Below are 22,058 nucleotides of genomic sequence, written 5' to 3' on the forward strand. Positions count from 1 at the left end.
ATGCATGCTGTTTCCATCAAAGATGGTGGAAGTCGAAATTCTCGTGCACAATTCCGTTAAATACAATGTGCTAAAGACAATGCAGAGGAACGGATTTATGCATATAACCCAGCACAACGTTGAGGGCCTTGAAAATGCTGCCCCATCCGATGTTGCCACGGAGATTGTTGATTATGAGTTTCGGGTTGGCAAGTTAATTGAGATTCTGAATATAGCAAAGGAGAGAAAGAAGACCGGTCTTCTTGCGTCCCTGCAGACAGAGCCACCGGAGAGATTTCCAGCAAGGCCAAGGGATAGAGAGGAGATTTTGAAGGATGCTGAGTCCACACTTCGAAAAATAGAACCCCAGATTTTAACACTCTATTCCAGATGGGAGGGCGTAAATGGAGAGATTGAGAGAATAAAGATCCAGAGATTGCAGGTTGAGAAGTTGAAGAACATACCAATAGATATCTCTTATCTTGGGGAAGGTCCCTACGCTTACATTGTTGCAGGTACGGCAAAAAATCTGGAGCGTCTTGAGAAACTAAAGAAGGAGGGAAAAATTGCGCTGTGGAGCTTCACGGAAGGCAAGAAGAAGGATGTTACATATACCATTGTTTTGGCATCTCACATGAAGGATAAGAAGGACGTAGAATCTGCCCTTAGATTTGCCGGATTCTCTGAATTTGAACTTGGAGGGTGGAGTGGCTTACCAAATGAGGTTCTCAAAGCCATGGATAAAAAGATTGGGGAGCTCAGGAAGGAAAGGGATAAAATAAGAAATGAGTTGGGAGTTTTCAGAAGAAAGTACTACCCCTACCTATCTGTGTTAAAGGATGACCTCTACAATGAGAAGGTAAAGGAGGAAATTCACTCGAAGTTTGGGAGGACTCATTACACCACGCTTGTAAGGGGATTCATCCCGAAGAAGGATTTTGATAGGGCCAAGAATGCTATAGAATCCGTATCTCGCGGGTTGGCCTATATAAAATGGAGAGATGCCCAGGGAGACGATGTTCCTGTAAAATACAATAATGCTAAAATCTTCAGGCCGTTTCAGGCCTTTGTGGACATGTACTCTACTCCGAAGTACGGGCATATTGACCCAACTGTTATAATCGCACCCCTCTTTGTTATATACTTTGGCCTGACTCTGGGAGATGCCGGATACGGTATGATAATGGCCGTTCTCGGCTTCATAATGTGGAAGCCCCTTGGCAAGTACAACTGGACCAACAGAACTCTTGGCTCCATACTCTTCGTTTCCGGGCTATCTGCAGTGGTGTTTGGTCTCTTGCAGGGGGGAATATTTGGCCCGTTGAACGAATCAAATCCCCTATACCCGCTTGTGCACTACAAGCCGGTGCTGGATCCTATGCAGGATCCAATAACCCTTCTTGTGATATCGCTTATTGTTGGTGTTTTCCAGCTAAGCCTTGGGCTTGCGCTCGGTGCGTTTCACCATCTCAAGGATAAGAATTATGCGGAATTCCTACAGGCTGAGGTTTCATGGTTTGTCCTGTTCCCGGCTGGGGGCGCCTTAATAGGGTATTATTTTGGATGGTGGCCTCTTCAGGGTACATATCTAACCTTGGCATGGATTTTCACCGTAATTGGCCTGTTCCTATTTCTGCCGGGAGTGGCAAGCAAGATGGTGGATAGAAAAGCATCCATAAATGGACTCTTCTTCTTTGACATTACGGGCATGATTGGTGATTGGCTCTCATACTCCCGCCTGCTTGCCCTTGATCTAGCCACATCAGGTCTCGCATTGACAATAAACATTCTTGCAGGTATAATATGGAGCATGACCAAGGGTGCAAGCAGCATGGTTTGCTGTCTACCTGTGCTTCTTGCAGGTGTTGCTCTTGCATTGCTTTGGATGAGGAAAAAGGATCCTATGAAGAAGGGCATAATAATCCTGCTTCTCATATTCGGCATAGTTGGAATGGTGAATCTCCACGCTGCAATATGGTTATTTGTTGGAATATTCCTCGTGGTTGGGCATATAGGAAACTCAATGCTTCAGGCCCTAGGCTCCTTTGTTCACTCCCTACGTTTGCAGTATGTGGAGTTCTTCTCAAAGTTCTATGAGGGTGATGGCGTGAAATTCGAACCTTTTAGAGAGATTAGGAAGCACAGCCGTTTGGAGGTGAAAGAATAATGAAAAAAGTCATTCCGCTTGTGTTTCTGGGCGCGATACTCCTGCTCCTTGCGGGCTCCCTGCCCGCACATGCGCAGGGTGTTGAACCCACTGTGGCGTATGAGATGAATGGTAAACTTGTTGAAAAACCGTTGAGCGAGGTAAATTCCTCCGGCGCATTTGAAATAGGCAAGGAGTACACATTTAAGTGGAGTTCCAGTGTAACATGGATATTGAGCAATGGCAAACAGAATCTCACTGCAACTGGTGAAACTTTCAAATTCATGCCGGAGGGTAGTGGAACCTACAAATTAACGGTCATTGAAAATTCAACCCAATACACATACACATTTGTGGTGGGTGAGGGTCCTCTTGGAGGCTACCTAGCTTTGATAGGTGCTGGACTTGCTGTCGGGTTATCTGCCATTGGCTCCGGTGTTGGGGTTGGAATCACGGGAGCGAGCGGTGCGGCTGCGATAGGGAGCAACCCCAAGAGCAAGTTTGGAAGAATTCTCATATTTCAGGCATTTCCACAGACCCAGGCAATTTACGGTTTTCTCATAGCGATAATCATAATGATGGGAATTGGTGCGTTCTCAGGTAATATTGAAAATGTGCCCATATCAATAGGTCTTGCCGCCATAGGTGCTGGCATATCTGTGGGCCTCGCCGGATTGAGTGCCATTGGTCAGGGTATAGTTGCTGGCACGGGTATAGGCACAACGCAGCATGATAGGGTCTCCTATGGTAAGGCGGTTGTGTTCTCCATTCTTCCAGAGACACAGGCAATTTACGGTCTACTTATAGCCATACTCATACTTTACGGCTCAGGTATGTTCGGTGGCGGTGTTAAGCACTACTCCATCGGGGTTGGTCTTGCAGCCATTGGTGCCGGTCTTGCCATGGGAGTTAGCGGTCTCACGGCCATAGGTCAGGGCATAGCTGCTTCAAGTTCCTGCGCAGCCACGGCTGAGAATCCAAAGGCATTTACGAAGGGTATGATCTTCTCCGTCATTGCAGAAACACCGAGTATCACCGCTTTGATCATCGCTATAGTTGTTCTGAGCGCCACCGGTTTACTGAGTGGTGGAAACTTTATGGGTGGGGATGCCGCCATGTTTGTTGGTCTTGCAGCCATCGGTGCAGGTCTCGCTGTTGGTTTTGCCGGTCTAAGCGGTATAGGTCTTGGAATTGCCGCTGGAAGCAGCGTGTATGCAAGTATGCGTGAGAAAGCATCCTTCGGTAAGATCATGGTGTTTGCCATAATGCCAGAAACCCAGGTTATTTACGGATTGCTTGTTGCCATATTCATTGTCAATGGAGCGGGGTTGTTCGGTTCAACTCCACAGGTATTCCCTCTGGGAGTTGGTCTTGCAGCCATCGGTGCCGGTCTCGCAATAGGGGTCAGTGGTATGACCGCCATAGGTCAGGGTATTGCTGCGGGAAGCGGTGCTGCTGCATCCACTGAGAAGCCAAGTGCATTTTCAAAATCCATAATATTTTCCGTTCTTCCTGAGACGCAGAGTATATACGCTCTCATAGTGTCCATAATAATACTCTATGCCGTTGGCCTGCTTGGTGGAGGTATGCAGATACCGAAATCCATGGCCATGTTTGTGGGTATAGGGGCCATAGGTGCCGGTCTTGCGATAGGATTTGCAGGCCTGAGCGGTATAGGCCAGGGTATAACTGCCGCAATGGGTGTGGGTGCATTCACCCGTAGACCAGAGAGTTTCGGAAAGAGTATGATGCTATCCGTGATGAGCGAGACATTCGCAATATTTGGACTTCTGGTAGCCATACTGCTGCTTATGGCCATAGGGGTGTTCTAAATGGACGCCATTGAAAATATAATAAAGAGAATCCGCGAGGATGCAGATTGGAAGATCAAGGAGTACTACGAGAAAGCGGAGAGGGAAATAGAAAAGATAAAAAATGCAGAGCAGGGAAAATGGGAAAGGGAAAAGGAGAAACTCGAATCCTCCGGAAAAAGAGAGGCTGAAACGATAAAGCAGATGCACATATCCAAGGCGCACCTGGATGGCAAGAAGATGCTAATGAATGCTAGGGAATGGATAATACATATGATCATTGAAGAAATGCTCATGAATTTCAGGGATTATGTGGATTATAGGAAATACATTGAGAACTCCATAAAGGATGCTGCCGATTTGCTGGGCAATAGATTCGAAATTCTGTGTAAAAAAGAAGATATTGGGCTAATTGAAGGTATGGTTAAGGATATGGGTCTTCAGGTGAATGTGCAAGAGGGTGATGTAGAGTACGGTGGGTTTCTGGCAGTGAGCACTGATGGATTGAAGAATGTGGATTACTCTGCTAGGGCATTTGTTGATAGGAATATGGGGGATATTAGGAAGAAGATATATTTGAGGCTATTCGGTGAAGAACATGCTTGATTCCACGGCAATAATCCTGGCAATTACGATTTCGTTTCTCGCCATCTTTGTTACAATAGCCTTCCTTATGGGCTTTTTCAGAAAGATGCTGAATATCGGGGCCTACATGGGCCCCAATGCGACCATATTCGCCATAGGTGCAAAATACACTGAGAAAGAAAACATTGAAAAGCTGCTCAACTACACGAATTTGACTGAGGTTATATCAGACATAGGAAAGGAGGGCTATAACATTGAGGATTTGAAGAAGTACGACATTGAGTTGGAGAAGAGCATGCTTGCCATGGTGCAGAGAGTAGTGGAAATGTTACCGGACGAGGGTAAGAGCTTTGCTGAAGCCTATATGCTTAAATACGATGCAAATATGATCAAGAGGATTCTGAGGGCCAAGTATGCAGGGGTGTCAAAGAATAGAATCTATGAGGAAGTTTATGAAGGTCGCTTTATATCAAAATTGATAATTCAGCACATGGTTGAGGCTACCAGTATGGAGGATGCAATAACGGCCTTAGATGCCACGCCCTTTGCCGAAGTAATAAAGGTATGGAACGAATCCAACGATATCTACAAGGTGGATGTTGCCCTTGATCGGATAGTCCTGAAAAACCTCGTAGAGTCTAAGAGAATGCTCGATGAGAACTCAATGGAACCCATAAACATAGTTATCCCAATGTTTGTGGATGTATTCAACATAAAGACCATAGTCCGAGCCAAGAGTGCGGGTATTGAGGACATAGGAAACCTGCTTCTTGACGGGGGCTACCAGTTGAGTGACTGGAAGGTTCGAAGTATGGCAAATGCAAGAACTCTTGATGAGGCTCTTTCCCAACTTGAAGGCACAGATTACGCATTTTTGAGGGATGTTGAAGATCCATTCATTGTAGAACTTGAACTGGATAAGATGCTTCTCAGGAAGGTCAATGAGATTGGTTTAACCTTTGCCACCACAGCCGGGCCGCTCATAATGTTCCTAGTATCCAAGGAGTATGAGGTGAGAAATCTGAAAGGGATCATTAAGGGTTTTATGGAGGATTTGCCCAAGGACAGGATCAGGGGCTTGCTGGTGGGTGATGTGGCATGAAGATACTTGTTATTGGAGACAGGGATATGGTCAACGGGTTCCAGCTTGCAGGCATAAAGGATGTCTATGAGGCAAATGACCCCTGGAAAATCAAGGAAATCCTTGATGATGTTAAATTTATGAAAGATGTGGCAATTGTCATAATATCCAGAAGAATGGCCCAGGAGATTAGGGATTTTCTGGATGAATGGAAAAGGGAAAAAGGCATATACCCCATAATATTGGAAATTCCCGATAAGAAAGGTGGAGAGTTTGAAGATCCTATGAGGAGTCTGGTTAAGAGAGCCATAGGTGTGGATATATTGAAGAGGTGAAAGAAAATGGGAAAGATAATTAGAGTAGCAGGTCCAGTGGTCGTTGCGGATGGAATGAAGGGCAGTGAAATGTACGAAGTGGTGCATGTTGGCGAAGAGGGACTGATAGGTGAGATAATAGGATTGTACGGAGATACCGCTACAATCCAGGTTTACGAGGAAACTTCAGGCATAAGGCCAGGAGAGCCCGTCAAACGCACAGGAGCTCCCCTGTCGGTCATGCTCGGACCGGGTATAATATCTCAGATTTACGATGGTATCCAGCGTCCATTGCCTCAAATAAAGGATATGATGGGCGATTTCATAAAGAGGGGTGCAAGTGCATCCCCATTGGATACCAATAAAAAATGGCATTTTGTACCCAGAGTAAAGAAGGGCGATAGGGTGACCGGTGGAGATATACTCGGCACCGTGCAGGAGACAAAAATTGTAGAGCATCGCATAATGGTACCTCCTGAAAAAGAAGGTAAGATTGAATGGATTGCGGAGGAGGGCGATTACACAATAGAAGAGCCAATTGCAAGGATAAATGGAGAGGATATAAAGATGTATCAGCGCTGGCCAGTGCGCAGACAGAGACCCTTCCGTGAGAAAATGGACCCAATTCAGCTGCTGGTAACTGGACAGAGGGTTCTGGATACATTCTTCCCAATAGCCAAGGGCGGTACGGCTGCAATACCCGGAGGATTCGGAACGGGGAAAACGGTGACACAGCATCAACTTGCCAAGTGGAGCGATGCGGATATTGTTGTGTATGTGGGTTGTGGAGAGCGCGGCAACGAGATGACCGAAGTGCTTGAAGATTTTCCCAAACTCAAGGATCCTCGCAGTGGAGAGCCCCTTATGAATCGTACAGTTTTAATCGCGAACACATCAAATATGCCGGTGGCTGCAAGGGAAGCATCAATTTATACGGGAATTACCATCGCAGAGTACTTCAGGGATATGGGCTACCATGTTGCTCTGATGGCTGATTCCACATCCCGCTGGGCCGAGGCTTTAAGGGAAATATCTGGAAGGTTGGAAGAAATGCCGGGAGAGGAAGGTTATCCTGCCTATCTCGCATCGCGTCTTGCTGAATTCTACGAGCGTGCCGGCTATGTTGAGGTTCTCGGCTCTGAAAAGAAGTATGGCTCTGTCACTGTGGTGGGTGCCGTATCCCCTCCAGGTGGTGATTTCTCCGAGCCTGTCACGCAGAACACTCTCCGCATAGTCAAGGTGTTTTGGGCCCTTGATGCAGACCTTGCCCACAAAAGGCATTTTCCGTCAATACACTGGCTTCGCTCATATTCTCTTTACCTCAATTCTGTTCGCCACTGGTGGGAGAATAACATTGCCAAGGACTGGTACGATCTGCGTCGTGAGGCCATGGGCATATTGCAGAGGGAAGCGGAGCTGCAGGAAATAGTTCAACTGGTGGGTCCAGATGCCCTGCCTGCAAAGGAGCAGGCATTGCTGGAGACAGCCCGTTCAATAAGGGAGGACTTTCTGCAGCAGAATGCTTTCCATGATGTTGATACCTATTGTCCCGCTGATAAGCAGTACTTGATGCTCAAATTGATACTGAAGTTCCATAAACTAATAACGGACGCCGTTGAGCTTGGTGTGAGCATGGATAAGATCAGAAAATTGAGCATTAAGGAAGACCTTGCCTATATGGGTAGAATACCCAACGAGACCTACAAGGATGAGTTCAAAAACATTGAGGCAAAGATGGAAAATGAGATAGAGAATCTCATAAAAGAGGTGAAGTAAATGGAGGTTGAATACCGCACAATTAGAGAAATTAAAGGTCCTTTGCTCATTGTGGAAAATACCAAGGACGTTGCCTACGGCGAAGTGGTCAAGATTCGCGGTCCAGACGGTAAGGAACGTCTCGGTCAGGTGCTTGAAGCAAGGGAAAATATGGCTGTTGTTCAGGTTTTTGAAGGTACCAGAGGTCTGGATGTTAAATCCACATCCGTGAAATTTTTGGGCGATACCCTGAAAATAGGTGTTTCTTTGGATATGCTCGGCCGCGTGTTTGACGGCACGGGTAGGCCCATTGATGGAGGCCCCGATATCATACCTGAGGAGATGAGAGACATAAATGGGTACCCCATTAATCCAGCTGCGAGGGAGTATCCAAGGGAATTCATACAGACTGGTATATCCACCATTGATGGAATGAACACATTGGTTAGGGGCCAAAAATTGCCCATATTCAGCGGTTCAGGTATGCCCCACAATGAAATAGCGGCCCAGATTGCAAGGCAGGCGAAATTGAGAGGTAAGGGTGAAAAATTTGCGGTTGTGTTCGTTGCCATGGGTATAACTGCTGAGGAGGCAAATTTCTTCCGCAAGGAGTTTGAACGCACGGGTGCGCTTGAGCGTACGGTTCTGTTCCTCAATTTAGCCAATGATCCTGCTATAGAGCGTATTGTTATACCGAGGATGGGATTGACAGTGGCCGAATATCTTGCCTACGATAGGGATATGCATGTTCTCGTCATCTTGACGGATATGACCAACTACTGCGAGGCTTTGAGAGAAATATCTGCTGCCCGTGAGGAGGTTCCTGGTCGTCGCGGTTATCCTGGCTACATGTACACTGATCTTGCTACCATATATGAACGCGCAGGAAGAATAAGGGGGAAGAAGGGAAGCATTACCCAGATACCCATACTCACAATGCCAGATGATGACATGACCCATCCAATTCCGGATCTCACAGGATACATAACGGAGGGGCAGATTGTGCTTAGCAGAGCTCTGCACCGTCGTGGAATATATCCCCCCATAAATCCCCTCCTTTCACTTTCAAGGCTTATGAAGGAGGGCATTGGCGAAGGTAGAACCCGAGAGGACCATGCAGGTGTGGCAAACCAGTTGTACGCTGCATACGCAGAGGGTCTAAGATTGAGGGACCTTGTTGCTGTGGTGGGTGAAGAGGCCCTTGGTGAGGAGGACAGAATATTGCTTAAATTTGCCGATGCATTCGAGGAGAGATTCATAACTCAAGGAAGGGATGAGGATAGAAGTATAGAGGATACTCTGGGCATAGCATGGAATCTCCTTGCCCTGCTTCCAAAAAGTTATCTTAAGAAGATAGACAGAAAGTACATTGAAAAGTATTTGCCGAAGGTTACAAAATGAGGTCCATAAGGGAAGAGTAGCGTACTATGGAATCAGCAACTATGGTTGCAACCTTACAATCTCTTTCTTTTGATATTTTTAAAGCGTGGTAGTAATTGGCTCCGGAGGTGAATCCACCAGGAATTCCCGCAGAGAGGAGGGCCTTTACTCCCTTTATACTCATCTCAGAATCCACAACGACTATCTCGTCTATTATATTTTCATCAAAGGCCATTTTCAGAAGTTCTGTGAATGAATGGTATGAAAAACCTTCAAGAATAGGAGCATCCTCCTCAACCTCATCAAACAGTTCTTTTTGAAGTTCAGAGCCTTTTGGTATGAGGAGTACGATTTTTATTTTTTCATTTCTCTCTTTGAGGTATTTTCCTATTCCGTAAATGGTGCCACCTGTTCCCGCACCCATGACAAAGCAATCAAGGTCCTCCGCCTGTGAGAGTAATTCAGGGCCAGTTGTTTCGTAATGGGCCCTGAAATTTGCCCTATTCTTTGTTTGTTCAAGATAAAACCCATTTATTTCCTCTGCCAATTTTTCCGCAAGTATATGCCCATCCTCTTCAGGAGGCACGATTATTGTCTCTGCTCCAAGGGCCCTTATCATGTTCACCTTTTCCTTGGAGGTTCCCTGAGGAACGAAAATTACAGGCTTGTATCCGAAAAATTTGGAAGCCCATGCGACTGAAATGCCAGTATTTCCTGAGGTGTATTCAATTACAGGAGTGCCCTTCGCATATCCTTTATTCTCAACGTCTCTGAGCATGTACAGCGCAATTCTATCTTTGTGACTTCCCGTGGGATTCAGGTACTCCAGTTTGAGATACACATTATCAATTTTAACAAGTGGGGTATTACCCACGAGATCTTTGATCTCCATGCTAATCACCGAAAACCCTTTTCAAGAACCAGTTAACATCAAATTTCATCAAATCCTCATAGTTCTGTCCGTTTCCAAAAAATATTATGGGTTTTTTGAGTTCGTATGCTATGCTGATGGCAGCCCCACCCTTCGCATCTGCGTCTATCTTTGTAAGTATTATGGCATCTACTCCCACTTCCCTATCGAAAATCTTTGCCTGCTCGATGGCATCGTTTCCGGCAAGAGAATCTCCAACAAATATTGTTAGATGGGGTTTTGCCACACGCTTTATCTTTTTCATTTCTTCCATTAGGTTCCTATTGGTCTGCATTCTTCCAGCGGTGTCTATCAGCACAAAGTCCTTTCTTTTTGCCTTTGCATGTTTAATTGCATCGTAGGCCACCGCGGCTGGGTCCCCTCCCGCTTGGTGCTTTATCACCTTCACTCCAAGGTTCTTTCCGTGCACATCCAGTTGTTCAATAGCTCCGGCTCGGAATGTATCCGCAGCTGCCAGCACCACAGTGTGGTTCTTGTCCATAAGGTACTTTGCAATCTTTGCTATCACTGTGGTTTTTCCTGTGCCATTTACACCGAGAAACATGATCACCGTTGGCCTAGGGGAATTTTCCACAAAGGAGTCAAAATCAAAATCTGTACGAAATATGTCCCCTATGGAGTTTTTAAGGGTGTCTTCCACAATTTTTCCTAGATCTGCACGGAGTTTGACCTTCTTTCCCACGAGGGCCCTTTTCAGATCCCCCTTTATCTTCTCAATGACATCAACAGCGACATCTGCCTCCATCAGCGCTATTTCGATATCCCACAGAAAATCCTCAATTTTCTCCTCTGTGATCTTCTTCCCCAATCCGGATGTGAATTCCTCGTCCATGCTCTGGGCTTTTTTCCTTATGAACCCAAGTTTTTCCTTAAGGCCCCTGAACATTTTGCCTCTCCTCTACATACTTCGCGTAGTCCTGCTCAACCTTTGCGCTTAGAATCGCATAATTCTCCTGGAGCTTTTTGATATCTGTAGAGAGCTTGAGTTCCAAGTTTTCCAGATCTTTCCTGCGCTCGTCTATTCTCTCAATGATTTTTTCCAGTGGCATTTCGGTGTAAATCTCGTTGCCTATTGTGACGAGCCCCTTTTTCTCTTCAACCTTTGCAGATATGAGCACCCCTGCGCCTATAGGCACAAGAATCTCCTCGTCTTCCATGTTCAGATATCCCTCCAGAGTCTCCTTTGCCCTTTTATGCTCTCTGATGGAATTTTCAAGGGCCTCAATCTGTTTCTGCAGGTTGGTTATCTGAGCCTTCAGAATCTCAAGTGTGGCCAGATTTCTCTCCAGCTCCTCCTCATTCATTTTCATCACGCATCAGGTATCTTACCATGGGATCGTGGGATTCCTCTGGATTTATCTCCTTTATCTCTTTTATGTCAATGAGTCTTCTCTTTATTCCATACTTGCTGCCCACTATTGAGTATATTTTTTCCTTGGCTGCCTCCTCTTCATAGGCCACAACATCCTTCGTGAACTTGAACCACTTCTTGCCCTTTGGTGAGTATAGACCTGCAACACGGTACACTTTCATGCTATCACCTCTACCCCCATGGCATACTAAATTAATAATTTGCGCTCCGGCAAGGAAAAGTTTATATGCTGAATGTTATCCACCTTTAAGAGGTGATACAATGAGCAAACTTGCAGATGTTGAAATTGTGCGCGAGGGCGATATATTTTATGCTCGTATAATGCTCCCCGATGGGTCTGTAACGAAGATAGAGAGTGAGAGTTTTGAGGAGATTCTCAACCAGGTTGCCACTGAGTTGCAAGACAGATTCGGCTTTTTATAAATTTTATTTTGGAACAATTATCAAATATCAAAAAATTTATATATCTGCGTTTTAATTATCTCTACGCCCAAAAAGTATGGGAGGTAGTTAAATGAAGAAGAGTGCAATATATGGAATAATTGCTGTGGTGGTGATAATAATTGTGGTGGTCGCCGCGTGGGCGGTGATGACAGCGCCACCCAGCAAGACAAAACCCCAAGTGAAGAACCCCGATACCTTTGTGTGGGACACAATAGGTGACCCACAGACATTGGATCCAGCAGAAGCGTACGATACGGCCTCGGGTGTAGTGATACAGAATGTTTATCAGACACTGGTTACCTATCATGGCACGGATACCAAGACCATATACCCGCTTCTTGCAACACACTGGACTGTGGATAAAACTGGAAAGAACTGGACATTCTATCTCAGAAAGGATGTGAAGTTCTCCAATGGTGATCCATTCAATGCTACAGCAGTTAAATTCTCCTTCGATCGCGTTCTTATAATGAATTCTCCGCAGACCGGTGTGTCTTGGATTTTGAGCCAGTTTATGTACACCTACAACGCCACTGCCAAGAAGTGGAACAGCCCAGATGGAAAGAGCAGTGTGCAGGTTGTGGGTCCATACACTGTGGAGTTCCATCTCAGAGAGGCCTATGGTGGTTTCTTGCCAGCCATAGCGTTCACCGTGGCATCCATCGTTGATCCAAAGGTCGTGAATGCTCACGGCGGAGTTGTTCCAAATAAGGATAATAGCTGGATGAGCCAGAACATGGTTGGAACCGGCCCGTACAAGCTCGTGGAGTGGCAGCACAATGCCTTTATAAAGCTTGAGTGGAACCCCAATTACTGGGGTGGCTGGAGTGGACATCATGTCAAGTACATAATAATAAGGAACATACCCTCACTGGCAACCAGGGAGCAGGAACTTGTGAAGGGAGATGCGGATATGGCCTACATTCCTGTGAATCACCTTAATGATACAATTCTGACCAATGACAAGTACATCAAGATAGATACTGGCGGACTCACGTTTGATGTGGATATGATCGAAATGAACTGCAGAAAGACCTACCAGAACGAGACAAATCCACTTTACTACAAGGAGGTCAGGCAGGCCATATCCTACGCTGTGCCATACGATACTATCATAAAGGAGGTGTACAAGGGCTATGCAATAAGGCTTCAGGGCCCAATACCAAAGGGTATGCCCGGTCACGACAACAACCTGTTTATGTACCCCTATGATATAAAGAAGGCTCAGCAGTTGATGAACGATGCAAGGCAGAAATACGGACTTCCACAGACCATCAAGTTAACCATACTCTACAACCAGGGTAACGCGGTTCGAGCCCACATAGCCGAAATTCTCAAGGGTTCATTGCTGAACATAGGCATACAGTTAACCATTCAGGAACTCTCATGGCCAACTCTCCTGGACAAGATGGATAGGGGAGATTACAGCATGATCATAGTTGGCTGGGCACCGGATTACAACGATCCTGATGACTACGCATTCCCATTCCTTGGCTCTGCCGCCATAGGTGGAGATACCTATGAGACCGGATGGCACAATGCCACTGTTGATAAACTGCTTCTGGAGGCAAAGTACTGTGTGAATCAGACCAAGAGAGAGCAGCTCTATTATGAAATCCAGAAGATAGCAATGGAGGACCCATCCTTCATCTATATCGCTCAGAACAAGCACGTTGCAGTTTACAGAACTTGGCTTCAGGGTTACTACTACAATCCAGTGATGATGCTGAACTTCTACAGCCTGTACAAGGCTTATTCCTAAACCCTTTCTTCTTTTTATCCTAAATTTTTAAGTATTGGTTAGGTATTCTCCTTTCAATGAAACTCTGGCAATATATTGTTAGAAGACTAATACTGCTTTTCCCGGTTATAATCGGTGTGACTCTGATAACATTTGCCGTGTCTTTTGTAATCCCTGCGAATCCTGCAAGAGCTTGGGCAGGTCCAAAGGCACCACCTTCAACTGTTGAGGAGATAAAGGAAAAATACCATCTAAACGATCCTTTGTATGTTCAGTACTATTATTACATCACAGGGGTGTTTACGGGTAACTGGGGATACTCTCATTCTCAAAAGAGGCCTGTAGCTGCATGTCTTGCAGATTTCTTTCCTGCAACCTTTGAATTAACTTTATGGGCGATGATGATAGCTATTCCTACTGGAATATATCTGGGTGTTGTTTCGGCAGTAAAGAGAAACAAAATTCCTGACCATCTTTCAAGGATATTTGCCCTGAGCGGAGTTTCTATGCCAATATTCTGGCTTGGTTTGCTGTTGATCCTTCTGTTCTATACATATCTGGGCTGGTTCCCTGCAAGTGGGAGAGGAATTCCACCATCACATATTTACACTGGACTTTACATCTTGGATAGCATACTTTCCTTGGACTGGACATCCTTGGTATCGGATGTATGGCACATAATACTTCCTGCAGTTACTTTGTCATATGCAACTCTTGCAGTGATAACAAGGATGACTCGATCTAGTATGCTTGAGGTCCTGAGACTTGATTACATAAAAACAGCCAAGGCAAAGGGCCTATCCGATAAGGTTGTGATATACAGACATGCGCTGAGAAATGCTCTGATTCCAACCCTAACAGTGTCTGGTCTTGCCTTTGCTGGGTTGCTTGGAGGTGCAGTTCTCACTGAAACAATTTTCGCGTGGCCTGGAATGGGTAGATACGCCTATCAAGCTATATCTTCCCTTGATTACCCTGCGATTATGGGAGTGACATTACTCATGGCTATAATCTTTGTGATTGGCAATTTGATAGTTGATATAATGTACGCATACCTTGATCCAAGAATAAAGTTGGGAGAGTGATAGTGTGGCAGAGATTAGCACCACAAAAAAATTTATGAAGGAGCACGAATCCCAAATCAAAGAGTTCAAATATACTTTGCATCTTATGAGGAGAAGCCCACTAACTCTTGTGGGTCTCGGGCTTCTGATTTTTATATTTCTCGTTGCAATATTTGCACCCTGGATTGCTCCGTATCATCCTGAGAATGTGGGCGGTCAGCAGTACTGGCCTTACAATTTCTCCCAAGCACTTCAGCCCCCTAGTTGGAAACATCCTTTCGGGACAGATGATATGGGTCACGACCTGTACAGTATGGTCATCTACGGCACTCGAGAGGCACTTTACATAGGGTTTATTGTGGTAATGGTGGCTATGCTCATAGGAGTTCTCCTTGGAGCCTACGCGGGATACATAGGAGGATGGTTTGATGAGATCATGATGAGAATCTGTGACATGTTCTTTGCATTTCCAGGTCTTGTGCTTGCCATGGCCATAACTGCTGCTCTGGGCCCCGGACTTCAAAATGTCATGTACGCTTTGATGATCGTGTGGTGGCCCGGATATACTAGGATAGTGAGGGGTCAGGTGCTCTCTGTAAAGCAGAATCAGTATGTGGAGGCTGCCAGGGCAATTGGAATAAGCAGATTCAAGATCATATGGAAGCATGTGATACCAAATTCTTTACCTCCAATTCTGGTTCAGGCCACGATGGACCTCGGAAACGTGATTTTGACCGCCGCGGGCCTAGCGTTTCTTGGGTTGGGTGCAGCGGCCTATACTGCTGACTGGGGAGTAATGGTCAGTCAGGGAAGAACCTGGCTTGTTGCTGGATACTGGTGGTGGTCAACATTTCCAGGGTTGGCCATATTCGTTACAGTGCTTGCTTTCAATCTGTTTGGTGATGGACTCAGAGATATCCTAGATCCGAGGTTGAGGAGGTGAATTCGATGGATGATGATATTCTGCTAAAGGTAGAGAACCTTCACACATATTTTTACACCTACGAGGGTGTAGTGAAAGCCGTTGATGGTGTATCCTTCTATGTTAAAAAGGGTGAAATATTCGGGCTTGTTGGAGAGACCGGGTGCGGAAAATCCGTAACTGCACTTTCCATCATAGGACTCATAGATGAGCCGGGGAAAATTGAAAGTGGTAAAATCATATTCAATGGCAAGAATCTTCTGGAGCTTCCTGAAGATGAAAAGAGGAAGATAAGGGGTAAGGGGATTTCAATGATATTTCAGGAGCCCATGACCGCCCTGAATCCTGTTTATACAATTGGGGACCAGATCCTTGAAATAATAATGCTCCACAAATATGGCATAGAGAATCTCAAAAAGGCCCCAAAAGATCTAAAGAAGAAGGAAAGAAAAACGGTTATAGATATGCTGAGACTGGTTCGGATGCCCGATCCTGAAAGGGCTATAGACAGTTATCCCCATGAGTTGAGTGGTGGTATGCGTCAGAGGGCCATGATTGCAATGATGCTCGCAACTGAACCATCCTTACTTATAGCAGATGAGCCTACCACGGCTCTAGATGTGACCGTACAGGCACAGATTTTGAATATCCTTCTGGATATGAGGGAAAAACTTGGAATATCCATAATCTTGATAACCCATGATCTCAGTGTAGTGGCCGACGTGTGCGATAGGGTTGGTGTGATGTACGCGGGAAATATAGTGGAAGTGGGAGATGTTTATACCATATTCAAGAGACCTATACATCCGTATACGCGAGGTCTTATGCAGGCAATACCAAGTATTGCGGAGAAGAGGGAGGAGTTGCATTATATAAGGGGATCAGTACCAAACTTGATATATCCCCCTCCTGGATGCAGGTTCCACCCAAGATGCGAATATGCAAAGGATATATGTAAGAGAGAGAAGCCACAACTTGTAGAGGTCGAGCCAGGGCACTTTGTAGCCTGCCATTTTGCAAATCAATTTTTTGCAAATTCAAAGGAAGGTGATGGTGATGAATGATGACACAATAATTCAGATTTACGGACTTAAAAAATATTTCCCAGTTAAGGGGGGCATTTTTGGGAAGGTTATTGCCAATGTCAAGGCGGTTGATAATGTGAGCATAGAGATCAAGAGGGGAGAGACCTTTGGTATTGTGGGTGAAAGCGGATGTGGCAAAACCACACTTGGAAGAACCATTTTGCGTCTGATTAAGGCCGATGATGGCATGGTATTCTTTGATCTGCCACGGGATCTTCAGGGCAGGGTGAGAGAACTTGTAGGGAAGAGAGATGAAAGATCCAAGAAGGAACTGCTGGAAATAAGAAAGAAGTACGATCTAAATATGAAGAAGGATAAGGAAATGATGCATTACAGGAAAAAAATGCAAATAGTTTTCCAGGATCCTCAATCTTCTCTGGATCCGAGAATGACCATAAAGAAGATTCTTGCTGAACCCTTGCTCACCCATAAAATCGTTCCTCCCAGCAAGGTAGAAAGCAGAATTATAGAACTGCTCGAACTTGTTGGACTAAAAAAGGAGCATCTTCACAGATTCCCCCATGAGTTCAGTGGAGGCCAGAGACAGAGAATAGGAATAGCCAGGGCTTTGTCTCTGAATCCAGATTTCATCGTGCTCGATGAACCCACATCTGCCCTTGATGTCTCCGTTCAGGCCCAGATTTTAAATCTTCTTAAAAAATTACAGAAGGATTTCAAACTTACATATATGTTCATAACTCACGATCTCAGTGTGGCAAGGCATATGAGTCATAGAATCGGAGTTATGTACGTTGGAAAACTTGTGGAACTCGCACCAGCAGATGAACTGTTCAATGATCCATTACATCCCTACACAAAGTTACTTTTGGAGTCAATTCCTCTGCCTGATCCAACAAAGAGAAAGAGAGAAAGAAAACTTTTCACAGGCGAGGTTCCAAGTGCGGTCAATCCTCCAAAGGGCTGCCGTTTCCATCCCAGGTGCAGTTATTTCATGGCGGGAGTCTGTGATAAACTTGAGCCACCGATGATCGAGGTCAAGAAAGGCCACTATGTTGCTTGCCATATGTACACTAAGGGATAAAGAAATGGACAGGGAACTCAGAAGAAAGGTAATAAAACTCATATTTACGATACTTGGCTACCTCATGGCAATGATGTTCCTTCTCGGAGGGATAGTTTATCTTCTTATTCATTTATGGTTTTCAGGATTGATAATGCTCACAATCTCGGTTGTCCTGTTTTACTCAACCATGTATTTTTATATGGGTACTTCCGTATATGTGATCTTTGAAGATTCTGTTTATGTACCGCGTCTTTACAGGTATGGGGTGGTAAAAAAGAAGGATTTGATGGAATTGAAGAAGGTTAAAAAAGTCGTTGAACACAGGGGATTTTTCAGGGAAGGATTCTACTTTTATGTGTCTGAAAATGGGTACTATTTTATCAAGCGCTCCGTGTTCTGGGAGGTTCGAGAGAAATTAAATCCAGATGTGAAAATAGTGTGGATTTCTAAAAATTAAATTTTTACTTTTATATTTTTAGTCATTTATGGGTTATTTAATCAACTTTATAAAGTTATTATGTTTATTAAGTTATCTAAAACTTGACGATGGTTTTATTTTTGTGCTCTCCATGAGCCAAATGTGAGCAAGGAGAAAGCCGTAGAGTACGCTGTAAGACTGATAAAAAGAGGTTATCGAAAGAAAAGTGTAATTGAAAAACTTGAGGCTCGTGGATTTAATCCTGAGGAAATCTACGAAATTGCAAGATGCAGGCTTCGTATCAAAGACAAATTTTCCAAGAAAAAGCTGTATTTTGATACCTATGGACTGAGGTATTCCACACCGGAGATTATAGGTCTTTACAGGGCAAGGAGAATCAAAGGATACACAATAGCGGATGTGAGTTGCGGTGTGGGAATGCAGGCCATTTTTCTTGCGAGGACTAATAGAGAAGTGCTGTGCGTTGACATTGACGGAAGGAGAATTGAGTATGCAAAAAGAAACGCTGGGGCTTATGGTGTGAATAATATGAGATTCTTAGTGGGAGATTGCTTCAGCCAAGAGGTGCAATCCATAGCCAAGAAATACGATATAATTTACTCTGATCCTGCAAGAAAAGAGGAGGAAAAAGAAAGAAAATTGGAGAACCTTATGCCTTCCCCCTTGAAAATAATTGAGAAATATGGGGAAAGAAATTATGTGTTCGATTTACCCCCTCAAATTTCTCAGGACAAGATACCAGAAGGTTGGGAAAAGGAGTACATATCCCTCAATGGCAGGATAAGAAGATTAACCACTTACATCGGTGAGTTATACCAGCACGACAGAAGAGCAGTAGCCCTCCCCTCAGGAGCCGAAATTCACTCTGATGAACTTTTAGAGTTTACTAAAAAAATGGAGTTTAGTGATTATGTTTACATAGTTGACGAATCAATTTATTACGCCCGGCTACTTGGCTCATTGGAGAGGAGATATCCAATTTGGTATTTGCAGGTGGGAAAGAGAAGAACCCTTGCCTCCTCAAGTAATCTTTTGAAATCTGGATTTCTAAAACCATTTAAAGTTATATTTTTCTCAGATGATATTCAGGAGATAATAAAATTTCTGAGATTGGAAAACTATGGGAAGGTAACACTTCGTCTCAGTGTTGATCCCGATAAATACTGGGAACTGAGAACTGAAATTGAAAGGAATCTTGATGGGAATGATAAAGCATCCCTTTTTAAAATAGGCGAGAATTATGTGGTTGGAATCCAATGCAACATAACATAGGTTATGTTTCATAGATGTATGGACCTCACAGATTGTATTAATTTGCATTTGAAGCCCCCCAGTTAAAACTCAAAAATGCCATTTCGTGAAGTCGTTAGATTTATCATGTTCCTTTCCATATACCAAGCATGGACGTTGACTCACTCTACCATCTTGTGGAGGACCTGATGGGTTACGATAGATTCCTTTACGAGATAAAGAGCAGAAGAGAAAAATACGGTGGACTCCTGACTGATGAGGCCATTGCATATCTCATAGTTGATGAACTCGGGAGGAATCCAGGAAACAAAATGAAAATTGTTGATCTATACGATGGCATAAACGCCACCGTGGAGGCGGAGATAGTTGGAATGGGGGAGATTGAAACCCGAAAAAACGGAGCGATGCGCATTCTGAAGATAGATATACGTGACGATACAGGCACATGTCAACTCGTTCTTTGGAATGATGAGATTGAAAGAATAGGAAAAAATTTGAAGGTCGGTATGAGGATAAAAATAATAAACGGCTATGTGCGGGACAATATGTATGGACTTCAGATTTCCCTTGGAAGATGGGGTATGATTTTGGTTATATAGTAACTATTGTATCGGTTTAATGTTTATAAGGTAAGTGATTAATATGATGGCCAGAAAAGAAGCACTGGAAAAATACGAAAGGGCAAAAAGTAAGGGTTTGGTAGATAGGGATATAATCCCTCTACTCGACAAAATAAATTCCCTGGAGGATTTTTACACCACCAGCAGTTGCTCTGGAAGGATAGTACTTCTGAGCGTTCCAGAAATTGGGAATAAAAAAGACGCAAAATTTCTCGGAAAATGGCACAGGGAAGTAAGATATGATGAGATAAAAAACGCAATTGGAGAGTATAGAGATGGATACTTATTTTTGCTTATGCAATCCCCAATAATCCATCTGGTTGCAAAAGATATGCAGAATGCAAAATATATTCTGAATGCAGCCCTTCAATGCGGTTTCAAGTACTCATCTATAAAGGGTATTGAGCAGGATATGATTTTACTGGAAATCCTGAGCACGGAGAATATGAGTGTGCCTGTGGGAGAGGGTGGAGAAATAAGGGTTGACGAGAAGGAACTCGAATTTTTCCTACAAATTGCAAATCAGCTGCTTAAAAGAGCAAAGGGAAAACTTGTTTGTTTTGAGAAAAAAATCAGCTACCTTCTTCTCTCATCTTCTTGATTTTCCAGTACCTTGTAACATACCCCGCAAGCATGTTTCTCAATCTCTTTGTCTGCACATCAGTGAGTTTGGAAACCATTATCTTGTTATTCTCAAAATCTCCATTGAACTTATCCGGATAATTATCCACCAACGCCCTAGCGACTCTCTTTATGTTTGAAGGCCTTATTGATCCCATAATAGCCGCAAATGGCATCTGGGATATATACTTTTCCATTAAATCAGCATCCTGCGACAAAATCTGCCATACCTCTGGCAATCAAGAATATTGCAAGATAGTCAGGCACGCATTTCTCCTCATTAAAAATGAATTTTCTTCGGTTCAAACTCAAATCAATTTTGATCCTCGGATTCACCTTTGAGTTCTCATTTTTGAAAGTTTCGGGTATGGCATCTATCAGTGGATCGAATTTTTTGAACTCTTTTATGCTAAGGGGCTTTACAATGAATCCCGTCTTTCCATGCAAGGATCCTGTCAATCTTATAAGTCTGTGGATATCCGTGGTGACGGGCTCATCAATCTCGCTCCTGATCCTTAACTTCTCTTTTATGTATTGAATGAACGCATCGCGAATTCCATCATCATTAAAAATCTGGAGTTTTTGTGACTCATCACTTCTTGCTAGATATTCAATTTTTGTAGTGTATTCCTTGCTCTCTTCCAAAAGCTCACGTACGATCTTCTTTGACAACTTTTTGTTTTTTATTATTTTATCTATTTCATTGACCAATTCTTCCTTTCCGGCGTTCTGGTATATCTCAAAGAGACGCCTGGATTCTTCGGTTATTCCTCTGTGTATCTTTGAGTACCAGCCCCCGTACTCGTAGGGATAGAGATAATAAAGTTCACGCATTTTCTTCCTCCCTATTTTTATTCTATCCTTCAGTATGAAACGGTTTATATCCACAGCCTCGCCAGTAATGTAATTCACAATTTCCCTGCGTTCATCGCTACTTAGCCGAAAAACCTTCTCGGTACGCACATAGACATGGTAACCCCTACCTCCAGAAAAACTCAAGAAAAGGTCCTGCTCGTTAAATCCCATGTCCCCCAGTAGAAAGCCGAATATCAATTTTTCAGTCTCCTTTTTAACTATGGCAAGCATCTCCTCGTAACTCTTTCCCTCCGTTTCGGGTATGTGATCCGCATCCAGATCAAAGATGAGATCCGCACCCAACCAGCCCTTCTCCTCCATATCCTGTTCTGAGGGATTTATGTAATATGCTGTGGAATAGTAGGCATGCTTTGGAACGTAATCCACCAAGAACCTTTTCAACTGCTTTTTGTTCTCAAATCTCTTATGCCTGAGAACGAATTTTTTATCAAAAAACATAAATCCATATTCCCTTCGGGTAAATCTCGGGGGAAGAATAACGTCGCTTTTCAGATAATACTCTCGAAATTTTGACTTTAGAAATGCCGTGTTAGCATCCACGATTTATTGCATGTTCTACAATATTAAATTCTTTTCATTGTAAAATTAATTTTAGAAAACTTAAAAAATTTTGAATC

At 44.0% G+C, this 22,058-nt stretch carries 23 protein-coding genes; 17 read left to right on the forward strand and 6 right to left on the reverse strand.

What is annotated here, in order from left to right; all coding sequences use genetic code 11:
- Window positions 1-4 precede the first annotated feature (4 nt).
- From ACIM339_RS06325 to ACIM339_RS06355, 7 genes are read left to right on the forward strand one after another with little or no spacing between them, the layout of a single operon-like run.
- Window positions 5-2,146 (forward strand): V-type ATP synthase subunit I, encoded by a 2,142-nt coding sequence (locus ACIM339_RS06325; RefSeq protein ID WP_015283785.1) that lies wholly within the window; start codon window positions 5-7, stop codon window positions 2,144-2,146.
- A complete protein-coding gene (locus ACIM339_RS06330; protein ID WP_015283786.1) occupies window positions 2,146-3,957 on the forward strand; it encodes a F0F1-type ATP synthase subunit c/vacuolar-type H+-ATPase subunit K in 1,812 nt (603 codons plus the stop codon). The genes ACIM339_RS06325 and ACIM339_RS06330 overlap by 1 nt, the downstream gene beginning before the upstream one ends.
- Window positions 3,958-4,542 (forward strand): V-type ATP synthase subunit E, encoded by a 585-nt coding sequence (locus ACIM339_RS06335; protein WP_015283787.1) that lies wholly within the window; start codon window positions 3,958-3,960, stop codon window positions 4,540-4,542.
- The gene (locus ACIM339_RS06340; protein WP_015283788.1) at window positions 4,535-5,623 is read left to right on the forward strand and encodes a V-type ATPase subunit; all 1,089 of its coding nucleotides are present in this window, start codon (window positions 4,535-4,537) and stop codon (window positions 5,621-5,623) included. The genes ACIM339_RS06335 and ACIM339_RS06340 overlap by 8 nt, the downstream gene beginning before the upstream one ends.
- Window positions 5,620-5,937, forward strand: a complete 318-nt coding sequence (locus ACIM339_RS06345) for a V-type ATP synthase subunit F (protein ID WP_015283789.1) — start codon at window positions 5,620-5,622, stop codon at window positions 5,935-5,937. Before ACIM339_RS06340 ends, ACIM339_RS06345 begins: the two co-directional genes overlap by 4 nt.
- A 6-nt stretch (window positions 5,938-5,943) precedes the next feature.
- Entirely contained in the window at window positions 5,944-7,692 is a 1,749-nt protein-coding gene (locus ACIM339_RS06350) for an ATP synthase subunit A (protein ID WP_015283790.1), read from the forward strand.
- Window positions 7,693-9,072 (forward strand): V-type ATP synthase subunit B, encoded by a 1,380-nt coding sequence (locus ACIM339_RS06355; RefSeq protein WP_015283791.1) that lies wholly within the window; start codon window positions 7,693-7,695, stop codon window positions 9,070-9,072.
- Here ACIM339_RS06355 and ACIM339_RS06360 read toward each other — a convergent pair.
- The 4 genes from ACIM339_RS06360 to rpl18a are packed head-to-tail and all read right to left on the reverse strand — an operon-like array spanning window position 9,062 to window position 11,515.
- Window positions 9,062-9,943 carry a PLP-dependent cysteine synthase family protein gene (locus tag ACIM339_RS06360; protein WP_015283792.1) on the reverse strand — a complete coding sequence of 294 codons (882 nt, stop codon included), beginning with the start codon at window positions 9,941-9,943 and terminating at the stop codon, window positions 9,062-9,064. The genes ACIM339_RS06355 and ACIM339_RS06360 overlap by 11 nt on opposite strands.
- A 1-nt stretch (window position 9,944) precedes the next feature.
- A complete protein-coding gene (gene ftsY, locus ACIM339_RS06365) occupies window positions 9,945-10,868 on the reverse strand; it encodes a signal recognition particle-docking protein FtsY (protein ID WP_015283793.1) in 924 nt (307 codons plus the stop codon).
- Complete coding sequence (pfdA, locus tag ACIM339_RS06370; RefSeq protein ID WP_015283794.1) at window positions 10,852-11,286, reverse strand: prefoldin subunit alpha; 435 nt, start codon at window positions 11,284-11,286, stop codon at window positions 10,852-10,854. The genes ftsY and pfdA overlap by 17 nt, the downstream gene beginning before the upstream one ends.
- A complete protein-coding gene (gene rpl18a, locus ACIM339_RS06375) occupies window positions 11,279-11,515 on the reverse strand; it encodes a 50S ribosomal protein L18Ae (protein ID WP_015283795.1) in 237 nt (78 codons plus the stop codon). The genes pfdA and rpl18a overlap by 8 nt, the downstream gene beginning before the upstream one ends.
- A gap of 100 nt (window positions 11,516-11,615) precedes the next feature.
- On the opposite strand from rpl18a, the gene ACIM339_RS08010 reads away from it, so the two are divergent.
- The 10 genes from ACIM339_RS08010 to ACIM339_RS06420 all read left to right on the forward strand — a co-directional run bounded on the left by ACIM339_RS08010 (window position 11,616) and on the right by ACIM339_RS06420 (window position 20,545).
- A complete protein-coding gene (locus tag ACIM339_RS08010; protein ID WP_015283796.1) occupies window positions 11,616-11,777 on the forward strand; it encodes a hypothetical protein in 162 nt (53 codons plus the stop codon).
- A 91-nt stretch (window positions 11,778-11,868) separates the two neighbouring features.
- Window positions 11,869-13,560, forward strand: coding sequence for an ABC transporter substrate-binding protein (locus ACIM339_RS06380; protein WP_015283797.1), 1,692 nt, complete (start codon window positions 11,869-11,871; stop codon window positions 13,558-13,560).
- 56 nt (window positions 13,561-13,616) lie between these two features.
- The gene (locus tag ACIM339_RS06385; RefSeq protein WP_015283798.1) at window positions 13,617-14,624 is read left to right on the forward strand and encodes an ABC transporter permease; all 1,008 of its coding nucleotides are present in this window, start codon (window positions 13,617-13,619) and stop codon (window positions 14,622-14,624) included.
- A 34-nt stretch (window positions 14,625-14,658) separates the two neighbouring features.
- Window positions 14,659-15,546: an ABC transporter permease gene (locus tag ACIM339_RS06390; RefSeq protein WP_162007722.1), complete on the forward strand. Its 888-nt coding sequence runs from the start codon at window positions 14,659-14,661 to the stop codon at window positions 15,544-15,546.
- A gap of 5 nt (window positions 15,547-15,551) precedes the next feature.
- Window positions 15,552-16,589, forward strand: coding sequence for an ABC transporter ATP-binding protein (locus tag ACIM339_RS06395; protein WP_015283800.1), 1,038 nt, complete (start codon window positions 15,552-15,554; stop codon window positions 16,587-16,589).
- Window positions 16,582-17,652, forward strand: a complete 1,071-nt coding sequence (locus tag ACIM339_RS06400; protein WP_015283801.1) for an ABC transporter ATP-binding protein — start codon at window positions 16,582-16,584, stop codon at window positions 17,650-17,652. Before ACIM339_RS06395 ends, ACIM339_RS06400 begins: the two co-directional genes overlap by 8 nt.
- 4 nt (window positions 17,653-17,656) lie before the next feature.
- On the forward strand, window positions 17,657-18,091 hold the full coding sequence (locus ACIM339_RS06405) for a hypothetical protein (protein WP_048104112.1): 435 nt from the start codon (window positions 17,657-17,659) through the stop codon (window positions 18,089-18,091).
- Window positions 18,092-18,214: 123 nt separating this feature from the next.
- Window positions 18,215-19,345 carry a class I SAM-dependent methyltransferase gene (locus ACIM339_RS06410; RefSeq protein ID WP_015283803.1) on the forward strand — a complete coding sequence of 377 codons (1,131 nt, stop codon included), beginning with the start codon at window positions 18,215-18,217 and terminating at the stop codon, window positions 19,343-19,345.
- 128 nt (window positions 19,346-19,473) lie between these two features.
- Window positions 19,474-19,923, forward strand: a complete 450-nt coding sequence (locus tag ACIM339_RS06415; protein WP_015283804.1) for an OB-fold nucleic acid binding domain-containing protein — start codon at window positions 19,474-19,476, stop codon at window positions 19,921-19,923.
- A 43-nt stretch (window positions 19,924-19,966) separates the two neighbouring features.
- On the forward strand, window positions 19,967-20,545 hold the full coding sequence (locus tag ACIM339_RS06420) for a hypothetical protein (RefSeq protein ID WP_015283805.1): 579 nt from the start codon (window positions 19,967-19,969) through the stop codon (window positions 20,543-20,545).
- Here the strand turns inward: ACIM339_RS06420 and ACIM339_RS06425 are convergent.
- Together ACIM339_RS06425 and priS are read right to left on the reverse strand one after the other, a co-directional pair.
- Entirely contained in the window at window positions 20,517-20,723 is a 207-nt protein-coding gene (locus tag ACIM339_RS06425) for a 30S ribosomal protein S17e (RefSeq protein ID WP_048104117.1), read from the reverse strand. The two genes, ACIM339_RS06420 and ACIM339_RS06425, sit on opposite strands and share 29 nt — an antisense overlap.
- 43 nt (window positions 20,724-20,766) lie before the next feature.
- The gene (priS, locus tag ACIM339_RS06430; protein WP_015283807.1) at window positions 20,767-21,981 is read right to left on the reverse strand and encodes a DNA primase catalytic subunit PriS; all 1,215 of its coding nucleotides are present in this window, start codon (window positions 21,979-21,981) and stop codon (window positions 20,767-20,769) included.
- Window positions 21,982-22,058: the final 77 nt, after the last annotated feature.

The organism is Aciduliprofundum sp. MAR08-339 (assembly GCF_000327505.1).
In the GTDB taxonomy this organism is placed as follows: domain Archaea; phylum Thermoplasmatota; class Thermoplasmata; order Thermoplasmatales; family Aciduliprofundaceae; genus Aciduliprofundum.